Source organism: Paenibacillus tundrae (assembly GCF_036884255.1).
GTDB lineage: Bacteria > Bacillota > Bacilli > Paenibacillales > Paenibacillaceae > Paenibacillus.
Window position 1 is genome coordinate 1,699,476 of the sequence record NZ_CP145605.1, and the last position, 21,737, is coordinate 1,721,212.

At 46.8% G+C, this 21,737-nt stretch carries 20 protein-coding genes; all 20 read left to right on the top strand.

Annotation, left to right across the window (positions count from 1 at the left end; all coding sequences use genetic code 11):
- The first annotated feature begins 11 nt into the window (after positions 1 to 11).
- The 20 genes from V6W81_RS07460 to V6W81_RS07555 all read left to right on the top strand — a co-directional run bounded on the left by V6W81_RS07460 (position 12) and on the right by V6W81_RS07555 (position 21,716).
- A complete protein-coding gene (locus V6W81_RS07460) occupies positions 12 to 434 on the top strand; it encodes a hypothetical protein (protein WP_338542386.1) in 423 nt (140 codons plus the stop codon).
- Positions 435 to 445: 11 nt separating this feature from the next.
- A complete protein-coding gene (locus V6W81_RS07465; protein WP_338542388.1) occupies positions 446 to 583 on the top strand; it encodes a hypothetical protein in 138 nt (45 codons plus the stop codon).
- Positions 584 to 878: 295 nt separating this feature from the next.
- Positions 879 to 1,040, top strand: coding sequence for a hypothetical protein (locus V6W81_RS07470; protein WP_338542390.1), 162 nt, complete (start codon positions 879 to 881; stop codon positions 1,038 to 1,040).
- A 270-nt stretch (positions 1,041 to 1,310) separates the two neighbouring features.
- Positions 1,311 to 2,723: an extracellular solute-binding protein gene (locus V6W81_RS07475; RefSeq protein ID WP_338542392.1), complete on the top strand. Its 1,413-nt coding sequence runs from the start codon at positions 1,311 to 1,313 to the stop codon at positions 2,721 to 2,723.
- Positions 2,724 to 2,873: 150 nt separating this feature from the next.
- Positions 2,874 to 5,747: an extracellular solute-binding protein gene (locus tag V6W81_RS07480; RefSeq protein ID WP_430701340.1), complete on the top strand. Its 2,874-nt coding sequence runs from the start codon at positions 2,874 to 2,876 to the stop codon at positions 5,745 to 5,747.
- Positions 5,748 to 5,759: 12 nt separating this feature from the next.
- The gene (locus V6W81_RS07485; RefSeq protein WP_260985544.1) at positions 5,760 to 6,725 is read left to right on the top strand and encodes a carbohydrate ABC transporter permease; all 966 of its coding nucleotides are present in this window, start codon (positions 5,760 to 5,762) and stop codon (positions 6,723 to 6,725) included.
- A 9-nt stretch (positions 6,726 to 6,734) separates the two neighbouring features.
- Positions 6,735 to 7,592 carry a carbohydrate ABC transporter permease gene (locus tag V6W81_RS07490; protein WP_430701342.1) on the top strand — a complete coding sequence of 286 codons (858 nt, stop codon included), beginning with the start codon at positions 6,735 to 6,737 and terminating at the stop codon, positions 7,590 to 7,592.
- 18 nt (positions 7,593 to 7,610) lie between these two features.
- Positions 7,611 to 9,050 carry an NHL repeat-containing protein gene (locus V6W81_RS07495; RefSeq protein WP_338542399.1) on the top strand — a complete coding sequence of 480 codons (1,440 nt, stop codon included), beginning with the start codon at positions 7,611 to 7,613 and terminating at the stop codon, positions 9,048 to 9,050.
- The gene (locus V6W81_RS07500) at positions 9,037 to 9,660 is read left to right on the top strand and encodes a Yip1 family protein (protein ID WP_338542401.1); all 624 of its coding nucleotides are present in this window, start codon (positions 9,037 to 9,039) and stop codon (positions 9,658 to 9,660) included. The genes V6W81_RS07495 and V6W81_RS07500 overlap by 14 nt, the downstream gene beginning before the upstream one ends.
- Before the next feature lie 22 nt (positions 9,661 to 9,682).
- Positions 9,683 to 12,334 carry a DUF5696 domain-containing protein gene (locus tag V6W81_RS07505; RefSeq protein ID WP_338542402.1) on the top strand — a complete coding sequence of 884 codons (2,652 nt, stop codon included), beginning with the start codon at positions 9,683 to 9,685 and terminating at the stop codon, positions 12,332 to 12,334.
- The gene (locus tag V6W81_RS07510) at positions 12,331 to 13,230 is read left to right on the top strand and encodes a carbohydrate ABC transporter permease (RefSeq protein ID WP_338542403.1); all 900 of its coding nucleotides are present in this window, start codon (positions 12,331 to 12,333) and stop codon (positions 13,228 to 13,230) included. Before V6W81_RS07505 ends, V6W81_RS07510 begins: the two co-directional genes overlap by 4 nt.
- A gap of 26 nt (positions 13,231 to 13,256) precedes the next feature.
- A complete protein-coding gene (locus V6W81_RS07515) occupies positions 13,257 to 14,270 on the top strand; it encodes a carbohydrate ABC transporter permease (protein ID WP_338542405.1) in 1,014 nt (337 codons plus the stop codon).
- 142 nt (positions 14,271 to 14,412) lie between these two features.
- Positions 14,413 to 15,966 carry a glycoside hydrolase gene (locus tag V6W81_RS07520; RefSeq protein WP_338542407.1) on the top strand — a complete coding sequence of 518 codons (1,554 nt, stop codon included), beginning with the start codon at positions 14,413 to 14,415 and terminating at the stop codon, positions 15,964 to 15,966.
- 374 nt (positions 15,967 to 16,340) lie between these two features.
- Complete coding sequence (locus V6W81_RS07525; RefSeq protein ID WP_056699112.1) at positions 16,341 to 17,168, top strand: transporter substrate-binding domain-containing protein; 828 nt, start codon at positions 16,341 to 16,343, stop codon at positions 17,166 to 17,168.
- A gap of 241 nt (positions 17,169 to 17,409) precedes the next feature.
- Complete coding sequence (locus tag V6W81_RS07530; protein WP_056699109.1) at positions 17,410 to 18,105, top strand: amino acid ABC transporter permease; 696 nt, start codon at positions 17,410 to 17,412, stop codon at positions 18,103 to 18,105.
- Entirely contained in the window at positions 18,102 to 18,812 is a 711-nt protein-coding gene (locus tag V6W81_RS07535) for an amino acid ABC transporter permease (RefSeq protein ID WP_056699106.1), read from the top strand. The genes V6W81_RS07530 and V6W81_RS07535 overlap by 4 nt, the downstream gene beginning before the upstream one ends.
- The gene (locus V6W81_RS07540; protein ID WP_056699103.1) at positions 18,809 to 19,561 is read left to right on the top strand and encodes an amino acid ABC transporter ATP-binding protein; all 753 of its coding nucleotides are present in this window, start codon (positions 18,809 to 18,811) and stop codon (positions 19,559 to 19,561) included. The genes V6W81_RS07535 and V6W81_RS07540 overlap by 4 nt, the downstream gene beginning before the upstream one ends.
- A gap of 23 nt (positions 19,562 to 19,584) precedes the next feature.
- Entirely contained in the window at positions 19,585 to 20,595 is a 1,011-nt protein-coding gene (locus tag V6W81_RS07545; RefSeq protein ID WP_338542412.1) for an LLM class flavin-dependent oxidoreductase, read from the top strand.
- Between the two features lie 45 nt (positions 20,596 to 20,640).
- Positions 20,641 to 21,135 (top strand): DinB family protein, encoded by a 495-nt coding sequence (locus tag V6W81_RS07550; RefSeq protein WP_056699096.1) that lies wholly within the window; start codon positions 20,641 to 20,643, stop codon positions 21,133 to 21,135.
- Positions 21,135 to 21,716: a GNAT family N-acetyltransferase gene (locus V6W81_RS07555; protein WP_056699093.1), complete on the top strand. Its 582-nt coding sequence runs from the start codon at positions 21,135 to 21,137 to the stop codon at positions 21,714 to 21,716. The genes V6W81_RS07550 and V6W81_RS07555 overlap by 1 nt, the downstream gene beginning before the upstream one ends.
- Positions 21,717 to 21,737: the final 21 nt, after the last annotated feature.

The window sequence follows — 21,737 nt, forward strand, 5'->3', positions numbered from 1 at the left end:
AGGAATTCAGAATGAATTATAAATTTATGTTGAAGGGTTACCCATTATATTATCTATTTATATTTTTGCCTATTGGCTTTCTCTCTGTAATTACTTTATTAAGTAATTATATTGGTGATGGCCTTCGAGTAATACTACTGCTAACAACTGGGCTGATTGTGATCGCTCTAGTTATTAAAAATTGGATAGATTCACAAAAGGAATATACGATAGTGCTATCGCCCGAGGGAATAACAGTAAATAAGACGAACTATTCGATTAATCAAATTAGTGAAATGCGAATAGGTACTAATCTTCTTCAAATACATCTTCTCGATCAAAATAAAAAGCTATCTTTCTCGTTAAAAAGTCAGGATAAAGATAGCGTAATCAAGGCATTCAAAGAATACTGTGAAAACGCCGGGATAAAAGCAGAGGATTATCAAAAGGTATAGAAGCTGCTGCGATGAAGGTAAAACAGCAGCTTATGATTGTGCTGTATGACCAATTGGCATCATACAGCAGGAAGAAGCGCCACGACGATACGAGCGTGGCGCTTTTTGCTATGCATCACGATGATGAACTCGTGATGTTACTTCAATGATAAGCACTGCGTTGAATAATACGCGGTGCAACTCTGAGAGGTGCTACCTCTTTTGGACACAGCACCTTACCCTTATATAGCTTGCCATAGTGCAAGCAAATGCTGTGGAATGAACCAACGGAAACGAAAATATTTTAAAAAATATCAGAATGTGTACTGACTTAAGGATTTTAATAATACTATAAATGAAATGGGTTTCATGAAATCCTTTTCAAGTATACTCAACAACTTGGCTAATGCTCTTGAAAGCGAAGTGTGAATCTAGGTTTTCAAATCCCATTAAGGCGGCCTTGTAATGATTCAGATTGTTCAGGGCAGTCATCAAAAAGCATTTTGTAAGCTTGATTCAATGTTATCAACTTTGAGGGGGAGCGTGTGTAGGATGAAGTTTGAGCCCAAAGAAATGAGTACTTTACGAGGAATCGATATGGATGGCTGGGGTGGTGAAGGTACATAATCCAACACCGAGAAGTGTACTTTGTTCAATGTTTGTAAGCGCTTAACCCGCTGCATAATTCAGTCATTTCAAGAAAGGGGCGAACACCCTGAACGGAATTGAGAAGCTGAATAGGCATTACGCTCACACTAGCAGGTCAGGTGTTAAGGAGGGGTTGGATCATCTTTGAAGCGTTCGTTAAAGGGAAGATGAACGACTCATTTAAAGGGCTCTGTTTTATCACATTTGCATTGGAACAGATTAAGATCATTTACTTGAGGGAGGCCGCCCATGTTGAAAAAAATGATGTCTAAACCAATGATGATGTTCGTATTATTTGCCATGTTAATCATGCTTTTGTCTGCATGCAGTGGTACAAATGACAAACCAGCCGATCTAGTTGCTCAACCAGCTGAAGTAGAGACGAACACAACACCAGTGCAGGAAGAGGAAGAGGACAAGGAAGAAGCTGTGCCGGCGCCAGATTTAGACGGTCGTGTTATTCGAATTTCTCACTGGTGGGATGCGACACCAAAAGGGGATTCAGAATCAGATGAACTTGCCCGCGAGCGTATTCAAATGGTGGAAAAAAAGTATAACGTAAAGATCAAATATTTGAATACGGAATATTGGTCTACCTCTGAAAAGCTGTCCTCCTCTGTGCTCGCGAACGAACCATTTGCTGAAATAGTCCGAGTTCCTGATGGATTTATCTGGGGACTTATGCAGAGTGGTTTTCTGACACCGCTGGATGACTACCTTCAAGATACTCGTGTGGAGCAGGATGTTGTTAATGCTATGCGCTTTGGAGGCGACAAGGTGTACGGACTCGAAAGCTGGTATACACCTAATGATAGTGGCATGTTCTACAACAAGCGTATATTCAAGGAGGCTGGTCTGAAAGACCCGCAGCAATTGATGGACGAAGATAACTGGAATTGGGATACGATGCTGGATGCGGCGAAAAAGCTAACGGTTGATCGTAACGGTGACGGTAAAATGGATCAATACGGACTGGCTGGAGCGCATTACGTACTTTCTGAGATGCTGGTCGCGAGCAACGGAGGCAAATTATATGATGAGCAAACAGGTACAGTGACGTTTAATTCACCCGAATCTATGGAAGCGCTTAATTTTCTGCATGGTCTGTACAATGAGCACAAAGTGGTGAAGGCCAACGGAGGTAACGACTGGGAAGATCCAGCCAAGTTCTTCGGAGAAGGCACCATTGCCATGTATCCGGGTGGACTCTGGGAGATCGAAGGCCGGATTCTAGATAAGATGAAGGATGAGTGGGGTTATGTATACATGCCGAAGGGACCTCAAGCGGAGTCGTATTACGAACCATTCGGTCAGGCTACAGCTTACGTTATTCCAAAGGGAGTGAAGGATGCAGATGTGATCGTGAAGATTTGGGAAGATCTGCAAGACTTCGATAACTGGCAAGATAACCGTAGGCTCTCGCTCGAAAATATTTTGCCGGACGAAGCATCCATTGCCAACGCGATGAATGATAATGGCCAGGTGCAGCGTCTGTTTGGTGGTCGCTTTGGTGGTCTGGGCATTAAGGATCAACTGGACAAAGTAACGGAGAAATTCATCAAAGGCGAGATTACACCTTCAACAGGTGTTGCTCAGGTTATCGGGCCTGCACAGGCTGCAGTGAAAAAAGTGTTAAGCGGGGAACAGCCCGAGAAAAAATAGTTCGAGTAATCAGCGTTAACAAACAGGACGGCCTCATTTCTGATTTCATCCCAAAATCGATATGCGGGCCGTCTATCTAATTCACTACAGTCTGCTAAAGGGGGGCATCGGGTGAAGTTTACATTATCCCGAGTGACGCTTATCGTCGTTATGCTAATCCTCGTCATGGTGTACACGATATCCAGTTCTGGTGCAAGCGGCAATGAAAAGTCTGGGAAGCGAACATCAGATCCGAGCCGTGTGATGCCGATTTCTGAATCTGCTTCGGAGGATAGCTATGATTATTATTTGCAGCAATTCCAGAACGAGAAGCAGCCTTCGAGGGAAATTGTTATTCGCGGAGCTGACTACACAGCTGCGGAAGGAATGGAACCGAAGATGGTCACGGAGCTAGGTGGTGAGACTGGCAAGTTCATAAGAACAGAGGAGAGTGGTTCCGTGCAATGGGAAGTGGATGTTCCTGAATCGGGCATGTATCACATGACTTTGCGTTATTACCCGATCCAGGGTAAAAGTTCCGCAATAGAACGTGAACTATGGATCGATGGCAAATTGCCTTTCAATAGCGCACGTAATCTGAGTTTTCATCGTGTATGGGTCAACGAGAAATCCGAGATCGAACAAGATAACAGAGGTAACGACCTGCGCCCACGTCAGACGGAGGCACCGATGTGGCAAGAATCTCTTCTGAGAGACAAGGAGGGCTATTATGAGGAGCCGTACCAGTTTTATTTTTCTGCAGGCAAACACTCATTGACGCTTGTGTCCACCCGGGAGCCTATGGTTATTGATTCGATCAGGCTACACCAGTATGAACAACCGATATCCTATGCAGAAGTGAAGCAGGAGTATGAGAGACAGGGATATACGGAAACCAGTGGACACTTGATCAAAGTTCAAGGTGAGCATGCCAATTACAAGTCATCACCAACGTTGTATCCAATCACTGATCGATCAAGCACATCCACGGAACCATACGATGTATCCAAAATCAGAATGAACACCATCGGCGGAAGCAACTGGCGTGTGCCAGGACAATGGATTGCATGGGAAATGGATGTGCCGGAGGATGGACTATACAAGATTGCGATCAAAGGCAGACAGGAACTGCTGAGGGGGATTTATTCTACCCGTTCGCTGCAGATCGACAATAAGGTTCCCTTCCGTGAAATGATGCAAATTCCGTTCTTCTATGACTCGAATTGGCAGATGAATGTGCTTGGCAACGAGGACGAACCTTATTTATTTTATTTGACCGAAGGAAAACATGAATTGCAGCTTGAGGTCAGTCTGGGAGCGATTGCGCCTCTGATCCGTCAGGTGGAAGCCAGTGTGCTCGATATCAATGCGATGTATCGCAAAATTCTGATGATCACAGGTAACGTACCTGACCCCTATCGGGATTATCAATTAGAGAAGCAGATTCCGGATATGGTGAAGGTGTTTCGCGAACAAAGTGACATTCTAAATGCCGTATCTGAAGAGTTAATTCGTTTAACGGGGGAAAAGAGTGATAAGACCGCGATATTGAGTAAAACAGCCTATCAACTGGCTGATCTGGCCGACAAGCCAGAAACCGTGCAGAAGCGGCTGGGTCAATTCAAAATCAATGTAGGCAGTGTCGGTTCTTGGCTTCTGGAGGTACGCGAACAGCCGCTGGAAATTGACTATCTGCTGCTTGCTTCACCTGATGTGAAGCTGCCGAAAGCGAATGATTCGTCCTTCCGAAAAGTTGGACACGAAATTTCGTCTTTCTTCCATTCATTTTTCGAGGATTATGACACCATTGGTAGCACATCTGATGAAGACAAGTCAGTCACGGTATGGATTGGTACAGGCCGGGATCAGGCTCAGGTGTTGAAGGCCATGATTGACGATACGTTTACACCGCTGACGGGAATTAGTGTGAACCTCAAGCTGGTGAATGCGGATGTTTTGCTGCGTGCTTCCCTGGCAGGAGAGGGGCCGGATGTGGCCATGCAGGTCGGAAATGATGTGCCTGTCAACTTCGGAATGCGGAACGCGGCAGAAGATCTGTCCGAGTATCCCGGCTATGACGAGTTAATTAGGCAGTTCAGGGATAGTGCGATGGTTCCCTATAACTATGAGGATCAAGTGTTTGCACTGCCGGAGCAACAAATCTTCAATATGTTATTTTACCGGAAGGATATTTTGGAACAGCTTGATCTGGAGCCGCCGCAGACATGGGAGGACGTCTACGCCATGATCCCGGTGCTACAGAAGCATAATATGGAAATGGCTTTGCCGCTTGCTCAAACGACAGGTGTACCCGTATTGGAAGTGAACCGGGCATATGCCATGCTGCTGTACCAGATGGGCGGTTCGTTTTATTTGGACAATGGCTCCAAAAGCGGTATGGATACGGAAACGGGGCTGGAGGCGTTCAAGGAGTGGACGAATTTCTATACCAGTTACAAGCTGCCACTCACCTTCGATTTTCCAATGCGCTTTAGAACCGGAGAAATGCCTATAGGTATTATGGATTACACCTTTTATAACTATCTGTCCGTATCAGCTCCCGAGATCAAGGGGTTATGGGAGTTCATTCCGGTTCCCGGCCTCAAGCAGCAAGACGGAAGTATCAAACGAGATGTCGCGAGTGGAGGCACGGCGACCGTTATGCTCGAGCAATCGAAACATAAGGATGCGGCCTGGGAATTTATGAAATGGTGGGTCAGCAAGGATGCACAGGTTCGCTTCGGACGCGAAATGGAAGGTCTGATGGGAGCGGCGGCGCGGTATCCAACGGCGAATATTGAAGCGTTACAGGAGTTACCTTGGCCTGTCCGCGATTATCGAAGTCTGGAAGAACAATGGGAATGGGTTCAGGGTGTTCCGGAGGTTCCGGGAGGTTACTTTACGGGTCGGCATCTGGACAATGCTCTGCGTGAGGTCGTCAATAACGGGACGAATTCCACCGATGCCTTATACGATTATGTGCAGGAAATTAACTACGAAATTCAGGAGAAACGAAAAGAGTTTAAATTGGACGGAATGCACTAGGGAGGGACTCTTTTGCAGAAGGCTAATATGGTGACCAAAACCGGTTCTCAGCCCAAACGTACGCCTGCCGGCTTACCCGGGAAGTGGGAACTCTTTAGGAGAGATATAAAGCGGGATAAGCATCTCTATATCCTTCTTTCACCCTACATGTTGTTATTCTTCTTGTTTACCGTGTTTCCAGTCATCATCTCCATCTTCTTCAGCTTCACCAATTTCAACATGCTGGAGTTTCCAGAGTGGGTTGGTTGGGAGAACTACTCCAAGCTGCTCTGGAATGATGATGTGTTTCTGATCGGTCTTAAAAATACAATTATTTTCTCGGTGATCACCGGTCCAATCAGCTACATTGCCTGCTTTGTATTTGCCTGGCTTATTAATGAGCTGAATCCAAAGGTGAGAGCCTTCATGACACTGATCTTTTTTGCACCGTCCATTTCAGGCAATGTGTTTTTTATTTGGCAAATTATTTTCTCTGGAGATTCGTACGGCATTATGAACGGGTTCCTGATGAAAATAGGCATCATTTATGAGCCAATCCTATGGCTACAGAATCCCAAATACATGCTTGCGATCATTATGCTTGTACAGCTATGGCTCAGCCTTGGAACCAGTTTTCTTGCGTTCATTGCCGGTTTGCAAACCGTGGATCGCACCTTGTATGAAGCAGGAAGCATCGACGGGGTTCAAAATCGTTGGCAGGAGCTGTGGTATATTACTTTGCCTTCGATGCGTCCGCAGCTCATGTTCGGAGCTGTTATCCAGATTACCGCGTCCTTGGCCGTTGCCGAAGTGGCTACTGCGCTGGCAGGTTTCCCGAGCGTACAGTACGGAGCGCATACGATTGTTACTCACTTGATGGATTACGGAACAATCCGCTTCGAGATGGGCTACGCTTCTGCCATTGCAACAGTGCTGTTTAGTCTGATGCTCGGTTCCAACCTGCTTGTTCAAAAGCTGTTAAAGAGAGTGGGGGAATAGCAGATGAAGATGGCCTTGCGTATGAAAAGGAAAATCAACAGATCCTGGCAGGTCGATATCTTGCTTTTCCTTTTACTCGGCGGATTTGGTGCTTTTATGGTCATTCCGCTTATCTATGTGATCAATAATGCGTTTAAGCCGCTGGATGAACTTTTTATTTTCCCACCAACGCTGTTTGTCCGGAATCCAACGTTTGAGAATTTTTCAGACCTATTTCAGGTGATGAAAAATTCATGGGTTCCATTCTCAAGATATATTTTCAATACGGTGTTTATCACTGCGGCAGGCACGTTCGGACATATTATCTTAGCCTCTGCGGCGGCTTATCCACTAGCTAAATACAAGTTCCGCGGGCACAAAATCCTGTTCACGATTATCGTGTTGTCTCTGATGTTCTCGCCGCATGTAACGGCTATTCCTAATTACATGATCATGTCCACGTTAGGCTGGCTCGATTCCTATCAGGCCATGATTATTCCCGCCTTCGCTTATCCGCTGGGCTTGTATCTGATGAAGCAGTTTATGGAGCAGATACCAGATGCACTTCTAGAGGCGGCAAAAATGGATGGAGCCAGCGAATATCGGATTTTCTTTCAGGTAGTTATGCCACTTGTCAAACCTGCGTGGTTAACGCTGCTGATTTTAATGATGCAGATGTTGTGGGGAACGGATGGCGGTAGCTTTATCTATAGTGAGCAGCTCAAAACGATGCATTATGCCATGGGACAGATTGTTCAGGGGGGAATAGCTCGTGCGGGTGTGGGCGCTGCCGTTGCTGTCATCATGATGACGGTGCCGATCGTGACGTTTGTATTGTCTCAGAGCCAGGTCATCCAAACAATGGCATCATCCGGCATGAAGGACTAAGTGAGGGGGGTGTTAGAGATGAAAGTAAGATCATGGCTAATCGTTCTGGCAGCTTCCCTGCTGATCTCCGGATTCGGACATAACGTGTCTTATGGGGCACCGTATGAGGGATATACCTACAATTACTGGGGTAATTCGGTCAAGTCTCCGATTGCTTTTCTCCCCTCCAGAGTGATCACGGGTAACGACGCCGGAACGGGAGCATGGCAGTCTCCACTGGATTTGTATGCTGCACATAATGGCTTGCTCTATGTCCTGGATTCAGGCAATGGACGAATTATTGTACTCAACGATAAATGGGAAACGATGCGAGTCATCCAACATTTTGAGCATGAAGGCAAAGAGGATAGCTTTCTGAATCCTGAAGGGCTGTTCGTTACGGAGTCAGGTCAGATTTACGTTGCCGACACCGAAAACAGGCGAGTCGTGGAGCTGAATCCTGACGGTACGTTCGTTCGTGCCATTGGTGCGCCGGAGTCGGATGTGATCAGTGATACATTTGAGTATTTTCCCAGGAAAGTGATCGTTGACAAGGCTGGGCGCATCTATGTTGTCGGTCGGGGTGTCTATGAAGGGTTGATCGAATTCGATAGTGACGGGCGCTTTACGGGGTTTATGGGCACGAATCGTGTGCAGTTTGATCCGGTTGATCTATTCTGGAAAAGCGTGTCCACCAAGGAACAGCGGGAAAAGATGATTCGTTTTATTCCACTGGAGTTCAATAACGCAGATATTGATGAAGGCGGTTTCATCTATACAACGACGGCGGACAAAAACACAGCTTCGGCGGTAAAAAAACTGAATCCCTCCGGCATTGATGTACTTCGGGTCAACGGGGAATTTGCCCCGGTGGGGGACTTGAGTATCAATCGCTCCTCCTTCATTGATATTCAGGTGTCCAGCAATGGGGTATACCGTGCTCTCGATTCTACGAGAGGGCGTGTGTTCACGTACAACGAGGATGGCAACTTACTGTATGTGATTGGTCAGCTAGGTAATCAGAAAGGCACATTCAAAAATCCGGTAGCCATTGAAAGCTATGGCGACGCCATCTATGTGCTGGATCGTGATCTCGGCCAGATCACCCAATTTAAGCCGACGACATTTGGAGGCCTGGTGAACGAGGCCAATCGTTTGTACAGCTCAGGCAAGCATTCGGAAGCTGCAACGTTGTGGCAAGAGGTGCTGCGACTTGACGCCAACTATGAAATGGCCTATGTAGGCATCGGCAAATCAATGCTGAGAGAAGGGAAGTACAAGGAAGCGATGACCCACCTGAAGCTTGGCAATGATCGCGAATATTACTCCAGAGCTCTGGCGAAATATCGGAGAGAATACATGCGGGAATATTTCGGAATCTACATGACGGTGGCGATCGGAGTGCTTGTTAGCCTAATCCTCTGGCGCCGAATCGCTAGATCGAGGAATGAGAGGGGAGCCCGAGATGTCGCTAATTAAGGAAATCAAATACTCTCTACATGTCACTGTACGTCCATTCGACGGATACTGGGATCTGAAGTATGAAAATAAAGGCAGGCTGCGTGTGGCGCTATTAGTGCTGCTCGGTGTTACCGTAACGATGATTCTGAAACGTCAGTACGCCGGATATGTCGTGAATGACAACTATCCACTCTCTCTGAACAGTATCAATGAGTTGAAGTACATCATTCTTCCCTTCTTGCTCTGGTGTATCTCCAATTGGTCTCTGACCACGCTGATGGACGGAGAAGGCAAGTTCAGGGATATTCTGATTGCGACGGGATATGCCATGCTCCCGCTTATTCTCATCAACATTCCCAATATATTACTGAGTAATGTGATTACACTGCGTGAATCTTCTTTCTATTATTTATTTGACTCAATAGGGGTCATTTGGTTTGTCTGGCTGCTTTTTATAGGAACCAAAACGGTACATCAGTATTCCGTGATCAAAACGATTAGCACGATGCTGCTCACCCTGGTTGTTATGGGGATTGTTATCTTTCTGGGTCTGCTTTTCTTTAGCTTGATTCAACAGATTATCAGTTTTGTGTACACCCTCTATCAAGAGGTCGCGCTGCGCAAATAGAAGAAGGAAGGAGGTGTCGGAGGTGAGCAAAAGTCGTACTACGTTTGCCATAACCATCATGATCGGCAGCTTGTTAATGACTCAACATGTCAACTATGCAGAGTCGGTTTATGAACGAGCGGTGACCACAACAGTTGATTCTGAACAACCTCATCGTAGCACTGTTGCCGAAACAGAAGAAACAGAAGCATCACCAGAGCAAAAGACGACAGAGTCTATTCAGGCTGACGCAGATCCATCCATAACCAAAGAGCTGGCAAATCAAGCTGCAAGCCACAACGTAATAACTGTTCCTGATGGTATGGAGGCTATCGCCGAAAACGAAGAGCTGATTCTATATCTTCAGCCGGAAACGACAGAGATTGCGACGCTCGATAAGCAGCATGGTGAGATATGGTTTTCCAATCCGCAGGATCGGGAACAGGATGCCATCGCAACCGGATATAACAAGTCCCAGCTGAATGTACAGCTCGAATTGACGTATTACGATAACGCCGGCAACGCGCTCAAATACGACAATTATACACATAGTGTTCAGAGTGGTCAGTTTGAGATCGAAAAAGTCGAAGACGGCGTTAATATCGTGTATACGCTGGGTGAAGTCAAGAGCGATATTGAAGCTATTCCCAAATATATTAGCGAGGAACGCTTCAGGACTCTAATCCTCGAGAAACTGGAGGAAAAGGATCAGAAAGAGTTAGAGAAGCGCTTTCGTTACGATGAGCAGAACAAGCGTTACGAAAGACGGGATTCATCTCTGAAAGGTGTTGGTTTGTCCAAAGTAACCCGAATTCTGGAATCCATTGGCTATGATGAGGTACAGATCGCGATTGACAAGGAAGCCTACGGTGAGGGAGAGAGCGGGCTTGAGAATGTCGTCGTGCCAGTGCACTATCGACTCGAAGATGGACGGCTGAGAGTATCGATCCCTGAGGGCGGTATCCAGTATCCGGATTCCATGAAGATTCAATCCTTGTCACTGCTACCTTTTTTCGGTGCCAGCGGGCCTTCAGAAGAAGGATACAGTCTGGTGCCGGACGGATCAGGATCACTGATTTATTTTAATAACCAAAAGACGTATGCATCACCGTATAGCACCACCCTGTATGGTGGGGATCATGCTGTTAATCAACTCACCCAGATTCAGAAGGAACAGAAGGCTAGAATTCCTGTGTATGGCATGAGTTACGGAGACAAAGGGTATTTAGCCATCATTGATAAAGGCGATGCGGTCGCATCCGTTGAGGCAGATATCAGTGGTAGATTGAATCAATACAATACGGTGCATTCAAGCTTTACGCTGAGCAGTATGGAGGAAGTTACGCTCACCAATGGATGGCGTTCCAGCACGGTCAAACGGTTTCAGGCACAGCCTTTCCATAATGAGATGGCGGTTGTCTTTGAATTTCTGGGTGCGGACAATGCGAGCTATTCAGGTATGGCTTCAACGTATCGGGATTATCTGGTTGAGCATAAGCAGCTGACGCGTTTGGCTGATGACACAGCACTGCCGTTTTACGTAGAACTCATTGGCGGTATTCCGAAGAAAAAGTTCTTTCTGGGCATACCCTACAATGCCTATGAGCCGTTGACAACCTTTGAGGAAGCACAGGAAATCCTGAAGGAGATGCAGAGCTACGGTGTGAGCGACATTCAGCTTCGTTACTCGGGGTGGTTTAACGGAGGAATCCATCATGACATGCCTCAGTCAATTGATGTTGATAAGAAGCTGGGAGGTGCTCAGGGTTTGCAAAGCATGCAGGCCTACACGGAGCAGAATGGCTTCGGATTTTACCCGGATGTGTCTTTTCTGGAGGTGTATCCAGAAGCTAAAGCGTTCAAGAAATCATATGCTTCACGTCAAGTTACAGGCAAGCTTGCTCAGTTGTTCCCATACCGGATCTCTACATTTACGCGGGATGAAGAGGCTTCACCAGGATATGTCGTCAGCCCGCAAGCCGTACCTGGCATTGTGGATGGATTTATGCAAGACTACACCCGGTTGGGACTTTCGGGACTGTCCCTTCGAGATTTAGGCGATCAGTTGAACTCCGATTTCAATCGTACAAATGTGGTGAATCGCGAGCAGGCGAAGAAGGTTGTAGTCGAACAGCTTGAGCAGCTGCATCATTCCGATGCGTCACTTCTTGTGGAAGGTGGCAATGTGTATGCAAGTGCCTACACCCGGCATGTTGTCGATGCACCTATGAGTAACAGCGGCTTTAACCTAACCGACGAAGCCGTTCCCTTTTTCCAGCTGGTATATCACGGCTACATCCAATATGCGGGAAAAGCATGGAATATGGCTGACGATCAGGACTCTCTTGTACAGATGCTGCGAGCGATTGAAACGGGATCAGCACCTTACTACACATGGTTCTATGCGGATCCATCTGCCATTAAGATGACTGGATTCGACGAGTTGTATTCAGCAGATTATCGGCGCTGGATTCAGGAATCAGCCGAGCGGTACGAGCAGATTAGCGATGTCCTGAACGACGTGCAGAATCAAACCATTGTGAACCATGAGAAGCTGAGCGATGGTGTCTATCAGACGACTTTTGAAAAAGGAAAAACGGTCATGGTCAATTACAACGATGTTGCTGCGAACATTAACGGCGTAAGTGTGGCAGCGAAGAGTTACCGTGTAGGAGGAGGTGACATTCCGGAATGAAACTCAAAAAGTTATCTCTTGAACAAAAAAACAGATATTACGGTTTGTATTTCATTCTGCCCTGGTTCATCGGTTTCCTATTTCTGTTCATGGTGCCGTTAATCTCATCGTTCCGATACAGTCTGAGTAATCTTCAGGTGTCTAATGAAGGGTTCACCCTAGAGTTTATCGGTTTGGCTAATTTCCGTGAGGCTCTGTTATCCCATGAATCCTATGTACGAATGTTGACGGAATCGGTTCTGAATATTGTGGTAAATACACCACTGATTATTATTTTCAGCCTGTTTTTTGCCGTCATTCTGAATCAGAAGTTTCACGGACGGGTTTTGGCAAGAGCGATCTTTTTTCTGCCAGTCATTCTGGCCTCAGGCATCATTGCCAGTATTGAAAACGGGGACTTGATGCAATCCGTTGTACGCAATGCCAATGATATGACCGGTGGTGGACTGTCCGTCTTAAAAAACCTAGATCTGACGATTATGCTGCTTGAATCCGGCATGAGTCCGATTCTAGTTGAATATTTGACAGGTGCGGTAAGTCGTATTTATGAGATTGTCAGTCAGTCCGGAGTACAAATTCTGATTTTCCTTGCAGGCTTGCAGTCGATCTCACCTTCACTGTATGAAGCCGCCAAGATCGAAGGATCGACGGGATATGAAGCCTTTTGGAAGATTACTTTCCCTATGCTGAGTCCATTGATTCTGACCAATCTGGTCTACACGATCGTGGACAGCTTCATCAGTGACCAAACCAGTCGACTTGTGGTGGATACGGCCTTCAAGAGCTTTAATTTTGGGCTCAGTGCGGCGATGTCCTGGATATATTTTGCCGTTATTGCACTGATCTTGTGGGTAACGACTGCCCTTGTGTCTCGCAAGGTCTTTTATCAGAATTAGTAATTCCGAAGGAGGCATGACATGACATGAAGACAGGAACCGCATCAGGGCAGCGAACTGCAAAAAAAGTAGGGCTAGAGCGCCTAACTTCTACTGCCTACTGGTTTGAATTCATTAAAAAGTGGCTGTGGATTTTGGTACGATTCGTCCTGATATTTGGCATTTCATTCGTTATTCTGTATCCCATTTTATTGAAGATATCGATTTCATTTAAAAGTATGTCCGATCTGTATGACCCGACAGTAATCTGGATCCCCCGCGAATTCACGCTGGATAACTTTAAATTGGTATTCACGGCAATGAACTACCCCAGTGTGCTGATGAATACCTTATGGTTGTCGACTGCTGTTATGCTGCTTCAGACGATAACGTGTGTACTCGCAGGCTATGGGTTCGCAAGGATCAGGTTCAGAGGAAGTGGTCTGTTGTTTGCCGCGGTTATCTTTACCATTTTGGTTCCTTCACAGACAATCATGATTCCGCTCTATCTGAATTTTAAAAATTTTGATGTGCTTGGTTTGATTGAACTGTTTCGAGGCAGTCCTGCGAATCTGATTAATACGTACTGGCCGTTCCTGATCTCTGCATTATTGGGCATGGGTGTGAAAACAGGTCTGTACGTATACATTTTCCGCCAATTCTTCAGGGGCATTCCGCGTGAGATTGAAGAAGCGGCATACGTTGATGGTGCAGGCTATTTCAAGACGTTTGGACGCATTATTTTACCAAATGCAATACCCTCCATGGTCACTGTAATGCTGTTTTCGTTTGTATGGCAATGGAATGATTCGTTCTTCACCAATATGTACCTAAACGAGCCCAAGGTTATGTCGTCGATGATGTCTTCCTCTGGATATACGATCGCAACGTACCTGACCGGTGGTGGGCAAGCCGCAGAATCGTACACGCAAGACCCATTTTTCATGTCCATGATGATGAATACAAGTGTGCTAATGGCTATTCTGCCACTTCTGATCAACTATCTGTTCGTTCAGCGACATTTCGTAGAGAGTGTGGAACGTTCCGGACTTGTAGGCTAGATGAACATAGAGAATGGCTGAAAGAGAAGAGGCTGGAATGTTAGGACAGAAAGCTTGCAATTACATGGGTGCCACTGTAAAGCGTGGCCCCTGTATTGCAAGTAAATGTAGTCGCTTCGGCTGGAAAAGAGGAGGATCATAGATGGGGAAAACGCTATCGAAGTCAGAAGGGTCACCGGATGCGGTGGTAACGGTTAGTGGGGAGCTTCGCTACCAGATAATAGATAACTTTGGCGCATCGGATGCATGGTCCATGGAACCGTTAGGTAAGCATTGGACAGTGGAGAATAAAAACCGGTTGGCGGATCTGTTATTTTCGAGAGAGAAGGGCATCGGATTATCTGCATGGCGTTTCAATATTGGTGCAGGTTCCTCAGTAACAGATAAAGACCGAATTCCTGACTCTTGGAGACGCGCAGAAGCTTTCAAAATGTCGGAGGATGGAGAATACGACTGGAGCAAACAGTCCGGACAACAATGGTTCCTGCAGGCTGCACGTGATCGGGGGGTGGAGATGCTCATTGCATTTGTGAATAGTCCGCCGGTATGGATGACCAAAAACGGTCATGCCCAGCCAGATTCCGAAGTGGGCTCGACCAATCTGAAACAGGGGTATGAGGGGACATTTGCAACTTTTCTTCTACATATATTGACGCACTTTCAGGAGATTGGACTGTCCTTTGATTATATCAGCCCGATTAATGAGCCTACCTGGGACTGGAACCAGGCTTGGCAAGAGGGCAATCGCTATAACAACGAGGATATGAGACGTGTTATTCTGGAGCTGCATCGGCAATTGCAGTTAACCCATCTGGGAACACGGATTAGTGCACCTGACGGGGTGGAAATTACATCACTGCTGGATGACACGTATTATCGCCAGTTTGCAGGCAGTGGTACGTATTCAAGTGGTGCCAACAAGCTGGGTACAGGCCAATACCGGGAATACATCAAGGCGCTGATTGGCGACCCCGAGATGAAGGAAGCAGTAGGCAATAAAATAGCTTCACACTCCTACTGGTCGGATTATAGCCATCCGGGTAATGATCGGCTAGTTCGACTCAGACGGTTATTGAGTGACAATATGAACCATTATGATGCGAGCACCAAATATTGGGTGACGGAATATTGCATTTTGGGCGATTACGGCCCTGGTCGGGACCTGGGCATGGAGCCTGCACTGCATGTTGCACGGACCATTCATTTCGACCTGGTGGAAGCAAACGCAGCTGCGTGGCAGTGGTGGACGGCGGTATCCAAAGTGGACTATAAGGACGGACTGATCTACACCGATTTTCAGGAGGAGGGCGACGAACAGAACATTGTAACCTCCAAAATGTTGTGGGTGCTGGGCAACTACAGCAAATTCATTCGCCCCGGCGCACAGCGAATCGGCCTCACGGGTCTGGGTGAAGAAGCAGACAGCGGATTGCTGGGCTCTGCCTATGTGCATGATGAAGAGCAGACGGTGACCGTGGTCTTGGTGAATCATGGAGCACGAGACAAATGCATTCAGTTGAGCCTTCACAATCTAGGGGTGAACGGATTCGTTTCCGCACTGGAATGTTACGTGACCAATGCCGGGCTGGATTTGGTTAATATGGGGTGTGTTAAGGCAGGCGATGAACAATCCTTTTTCGTTACGATTCCAGAGCAATCGGTAGTGACGTTGACTGGTGTAGTGCAACTCAGCTAGGTGTGATGTTGTGCGGCATATTCAGTAAATGAGGTAGTTTTACACGCTGCTGCTAGATTAAGAAGCTGCTGCCATGTCGGTACAGCAGCCTAGATTATTGTGCTACATGACCGATTAGCATCATGCATCAGCAGAAAAGAAGCGCCACGGCGATACAAACGTGGCGCTTTTTGGCATCCCATCACTACGATACACTCGTGATGCTGCGGCAATGTATTCGCACACATTCAATAATTGAATCTTCATATAGAACTTATCTATAAGCAATCCGTTGACGCTGGATCGGTGGGAATGATACTTTTAGATTAATTCCTACTTAACAAGTAAGAATTGGTGGTATAAAAATAATAACCAACATGACGGGGGAAATATTCATGAAAAAATGGTCACTTTTAACGGTTACTACTGCACTGCTTGTGGCGTTGACAGGATGCAGCGCTGGGGAGGAAACTCCGACAGCAGCAGGGGCAGATGGAGCACAGGCGCCGACCAAAATTATTGTAGGGACAGGCACGCAGTTTCCGAATGTAGCCTTTATTGACGATAATAACAAGCTGACAGGTTATGACGTAGAGCTGGTCAGAGAAATTGATAAACGTCTGGATGATTACGAGTTCGAGTTTCAGACCTTGGAGTTCACTAACTTACTGCTGAGCCTAGAAACGAACAAGATTGATATGGTTGCACATCAAATGGAGAAAAATCCGGAGCGCGAGGAGAAGTATCTGTTTAACAAAGAAGCATATTCACACTGGAAAAACAAAATTGCTGTTCTCAAAGACGATAACGCCATTCAATCGATTGACGATTTGAAGGGCAAAAAAGTATTTACAACAGCAACCAGTGCACAAGCAATCCTGTTGGAAAACTACAATAAAGAGCATGACAATGCACTTGAAATTGTTTATTCGAGCGGTGTAGCCAACGATTTCATCTCACAACTCAAGTCGAAACGGGTTGCAGCATCGATTGCTGCGGACTTCACGCTTCCACTGATTGATCCTAACAACGATTTGAAGCTAGTCGGTGCGCCGCTTAGTGAATCCGACACGTTGTTTATGTTCCGCAAAAATGACCCTGAAGAGCAGAAGCTCGCTGACCGTGTTGACGAGGTGCTGAAGGAAATTAAGGCGGACGGTACATTGAAGCAACTGAGTGAGCAATGGCTTGGGTTTGACGCTACGGAATCGGAGATCAAATAACACTTAGAGAGGTTGTTCAAAAAGTCCGCTTTTGATTACGAAGGATGCCCTGAGGCATCTCAGCATCGAATATGGGATTCAGCCGAAATAAGTGGAGGCTTACGAAGCTTGTTTCCGTTGGAAACAATGTAGTTGCTCACGTAGTTTTGCCTACGCTCCGCTACTCCATTTCTATCTTTATCCCATCTTCTCGGTACTGCGTACTTTGAACAACCTCTTAGAGGAAAGGCAGGCCGCAACGATGGGCGCAACATTTGAGTTCAGCTATATCATTGACTATTTTATAAAGCTTCTACCGACCATCAGCACTACGCTTCTGATTGTAGTTAGTGCGATGGTACTGGGACTTGTCATTAGTTCTATCGCAGCACTGCCTCAAATGTATAACATCCCAGTGCTGAATCGGTTATCGAAACTGTATGTATCCTTTTTTCGTGGTACGCCGATCTTAATTCAGTTGTTTTTATTCTATTATGGATTTCCAGAAATATTGAAGTTGTTTGGTGTAAATACAGATCGTGTACCAGCCCTGTATTTTGTTATTTTGACATACGCGCTGAACAGCGGGGCATTTATGGTGGAGATGATTCGGGCTTCCGTTGCTTCTGTTGATCGTGGTCAGGTAGAGGCTGCTTATGCAATTGGTATGTCGGGGCCGCAAGCGTTTTTCCGCATTGTATTGCCACAGGCGATCGTTACGGCATTGCCGATCTTCTCCAATATGGTCATTGGCAGCTTGAAGGATACTTCGCTTGCTTTTAGCGTGGGTGTTATGGAGATGACAGGAAAATCTTCTACGCTGGCGACGATGTCCCGGCATTTTATAGAAGCGTACATTTCACTGGCTCTCATTTATTTCGTCCTAAGTTTTGTGCTAGAACGACTGTTCCGTGTACTTGAGCGGAGAGTGCAGAAAAGGGGGTTTGCTCCGATATGAGCTTTGATCTCTCTTTTGTGTGGACCGCCTTTGTGGAGCTTCTCGGCGTAATCCCAATTACGCTAGCGATTACGGTTGTATCGGTTGTTTTCGGTTTCCTAATCGGCACAGCCGTTGCACTTGTTCGTCAATTTCGAATTCCTGTGCTAAGTCAACTGGCGGCTGCCTACGTTACATTTGTTCGCGGCACACCGATGATTACCCACCTGTTACTGATTTACTTTGGTGTTCCCATGCTGCTAGATAGTGTGTCGGAATCGCTCGGGCTTGGGTTTAATTCGGCCTCTATTCCGTTGATCGGATTTGCTTATCTGGCATTTTCAATTACGGCTGGAGCTTATGCATCCGAGATTGTCAGATCAGGTTTGCTTTCGGTTGATCGCGGGCAGATTGAGGCCGCTTATTCTCTAGGTATGACTGCGACGAAAGCCTTGCGCAGAATTGTGTTGCCGCAGGCTTTTGCAGCGAGTCTACCCAACATTTCGAACATGCTGATCGGTATGTTGCATGGTTCAACGTTGGCATTTGCCGTATCGGTGGTCGAGATTAATGCCAAGGCACAGATTGTTGCATCAACGAATTGGAAGTTTTTTGAGGCATATGTGGCAGCTGCTCTTATTTTCTGGGGTCTGACCATTGGGATTGAAAGACTGAGCGCGCTGGCAGAGAAGCGGTTCAGAGCGTACAGTCGGGGAGGCGTGTCATGATTGAACTTAAGCAAATATATAAAAGCTTCGGAGACAACAAGGTGCTTACCGGCATTGACCTAAATGTGGCACGTGGTGAGGTCGTTGCGATTTTGGGGCCCAGTGGCTCGGGCAAAACCACACTTCTGCGCTGCATTAACTATCTGGAAAAACCGGATTCCGGGCATATCACACTCGGAGATTTCACCTTGGATTATAAGAAGCATGGCAAAAAGGACATCCATGCTCTACGCCAAAAATCAGCGATGGTATTTCAGCAATACAATTTGTTCCGCCACAAAACGGCGCTGCAAAATGTGATGGAAGGTCTCGTTGCTGTTCGCAAAGTGCCAAAGGATGAAGCGCGGGCGCGTAGCGCTGCCTTGCTGGAGAAGGTGGGTCTCGGAAATAAGCTTGATTCGTACCCTAGTGAGTTGTCAGGTGGACAACAGCAGCGTGTTGGCATTGCACGAGCCTTGGCGATGAATCCGGAAGTTATTTTGTTCGATGAGCCAACCTCTGCTCTGGATCCGGAACTTGTGGGTGAGGTACTGGCTGTTATACGCCAAATTGCAAAGGAAGGCATTACGATGATCATCGTTACCCACGAGATGGGCTTCGCTCAGGAAGTGGCGAATCACGTTGTATTTATGGACGGTGGAGTCATTGTTGAGGAAGGGGAACCAACTCAGTTATTCCGATATCCAAAAGAGGAACGTACGAAACAGTTCCTTAAACGGATTACGCCTGATAGCGCGTATTCCATCTAGGTCACATTTGAGGAGGAATGCATATGTCATTTACATTGGGGATTTTGGATCAAAGCATTGTGTTTCCAGGCCAAACGGCTGCGGAAGCGTTGAATAATACAGTCGAACTTGTGAAACTCGCAGAGTCGCTTGGCTATGATCGGTTTTGGGTAGCGGAGCATCATGACTCGGAAGGTGTTGCCGGCTCCTCTCCAGAAGTGTTGGTATCTTATTTGCTCGCACAGACAAGTACGATCCGAATTGGTTCTGGCGGCGTCATGCTCCAGCATTACAGTCCTTATAAAGTAGCGGAGAACTTTAATGTGCTTGCCACGCTGGCACCTGGTCGGGTAGAACTTGGCATCGGACGTGCACCGGGAGGTTTACCTCGTTCGACAAAGGCACTGCAAAAAGGGATCGCGGAACCGGAAACGTTGGAAGACAAATTAGTGGAACTTCATGACTTCTTGCATTCCTCTGCCGGTGAACACCATGCGCAGCCTGGACTGTCTGCCCAACCGTTGCCGGTACAACCAGCAGGTATTTACATGCTTGGTACGAGTGTTTCCAGTGCTGAATTAGCAGCAAAGCAGGGGCTGCCTTATGTATTTGCATTGTTTATTAACAGTGATCCTGAGACAGCGCTGGCTGCGCTGGATACCTACCGCAATCAGTTCAATCGTGAGAAGCATGGGGAACCACAAGCCATTCTGGCCCTGTCTGTTATTGCAGCAGATACGGAAGAAGAGGCAGCGGAACTGGCAGGACAGCACAAAAGTGTACGTGTGACGTTGGCCAGTGGCAAAACCGTTAATGTACAGACGCTGAAGCAGGCGGAGGAATTCGCAAGACAGGCAGGAGAAACGTATACAGCGGTTGAGCGCGAAGCGGACATCACCCGTGGCACGAAGGAAACCGTGAGGGAGCGATTACTTGGACTTTCGGAGGAATACGGTGTAGACAGTTTTGTATTTACAACAATAGTCCCTGATTTTAATAAAAGGGTTCGCTCCTTCCAGTTGCTTAAAGAGGCGTTTGCAGAAGAATTAGTGTAAACATATCACGTTTAAATTAATGATACAGATCGGAGAGCGGTAATTATGGGGAACACAGTAGACACAACGGAGTCAATCATTTCCGCATATACACAGGCGTATAGCGAGATTGAACAGGAAATTGCTGGACTAAGCGAGCAGCAGGTGAGATGGAAGTCATCTCCAACTTCGTGGAGTGTTACGGAGGTGCTGGCACATCTGGTGGATCATAGTATCGTTGTTTCCTTTCGAATCCGTGAGATATTAGCGGGATCGCAGGTAAAGCTACCTGCGTTTGATCAGGATGCATGGGTTGCTGGACAAAAAGCGAATGAGGAACACGTATCCAAACTTATTGCGATTGCTCACGGTTTGGTTCAATACAACTCCGGTCTATTGGAGCGGCTTGATGAACAGGAATGGAACAAAACCGGTATCAACTTTAAAGGCGAGTCGGTCTCTCTTTCCGCGATCATTCCGGCCTTTGTTGCTCATGTGCAGCATCATGTGAACCAGATTCGGAGAATTAAGCAGGAAGCAGCCGGAAAGCAGGTGCTGTGATGGGAAATATAGAGGCGCAATCTAATGGAAGTCAGCATACGACGGAGGGTGCGGATGGTAGCGAACCTTTCATTAGAGAAGCCACTACCGAAGACCTTCATTTATTGGAGGCAGTTCTGCTGGATGCATATAGCCAATATGAACAGGAACTGCCTCATGATGTATGGATTGCGTATAAAGCAAGTATTGTAGAAGCGATCGAGCAATCGTCAACGGTAGCGAAGCTGGTAGCTGAGCTTGACGGAGAAGTTGTAGGCAGTGTGTTTGTGTATGCTTCATCCGACACGGCTTACGGTAGGCCAGAGCTTGGCATCCACTCCCCTGTTATTCGTCTGCTCGGCGTGACAAGCAAGGCACGTGGCAGAGGCGTAGCTACGGGGTTAATTCGAGCTAGCGCCCAATTCGCTAGAGAACGTGGAGCGAATACGTTGCACCTTCATACTTCGGATATGATGGGGGAGGCTATCCGTCTCTATGAGCGACTGGGCTTTGAACGAGCCTACGATAAAGAATTTACTACAGGGCAGACGCTGGTCAAAAGCTATTGCTTACAGCTAGCCAACACCCCACTGCTTCAATAAATGCAACTCTGCGGGAGGTCT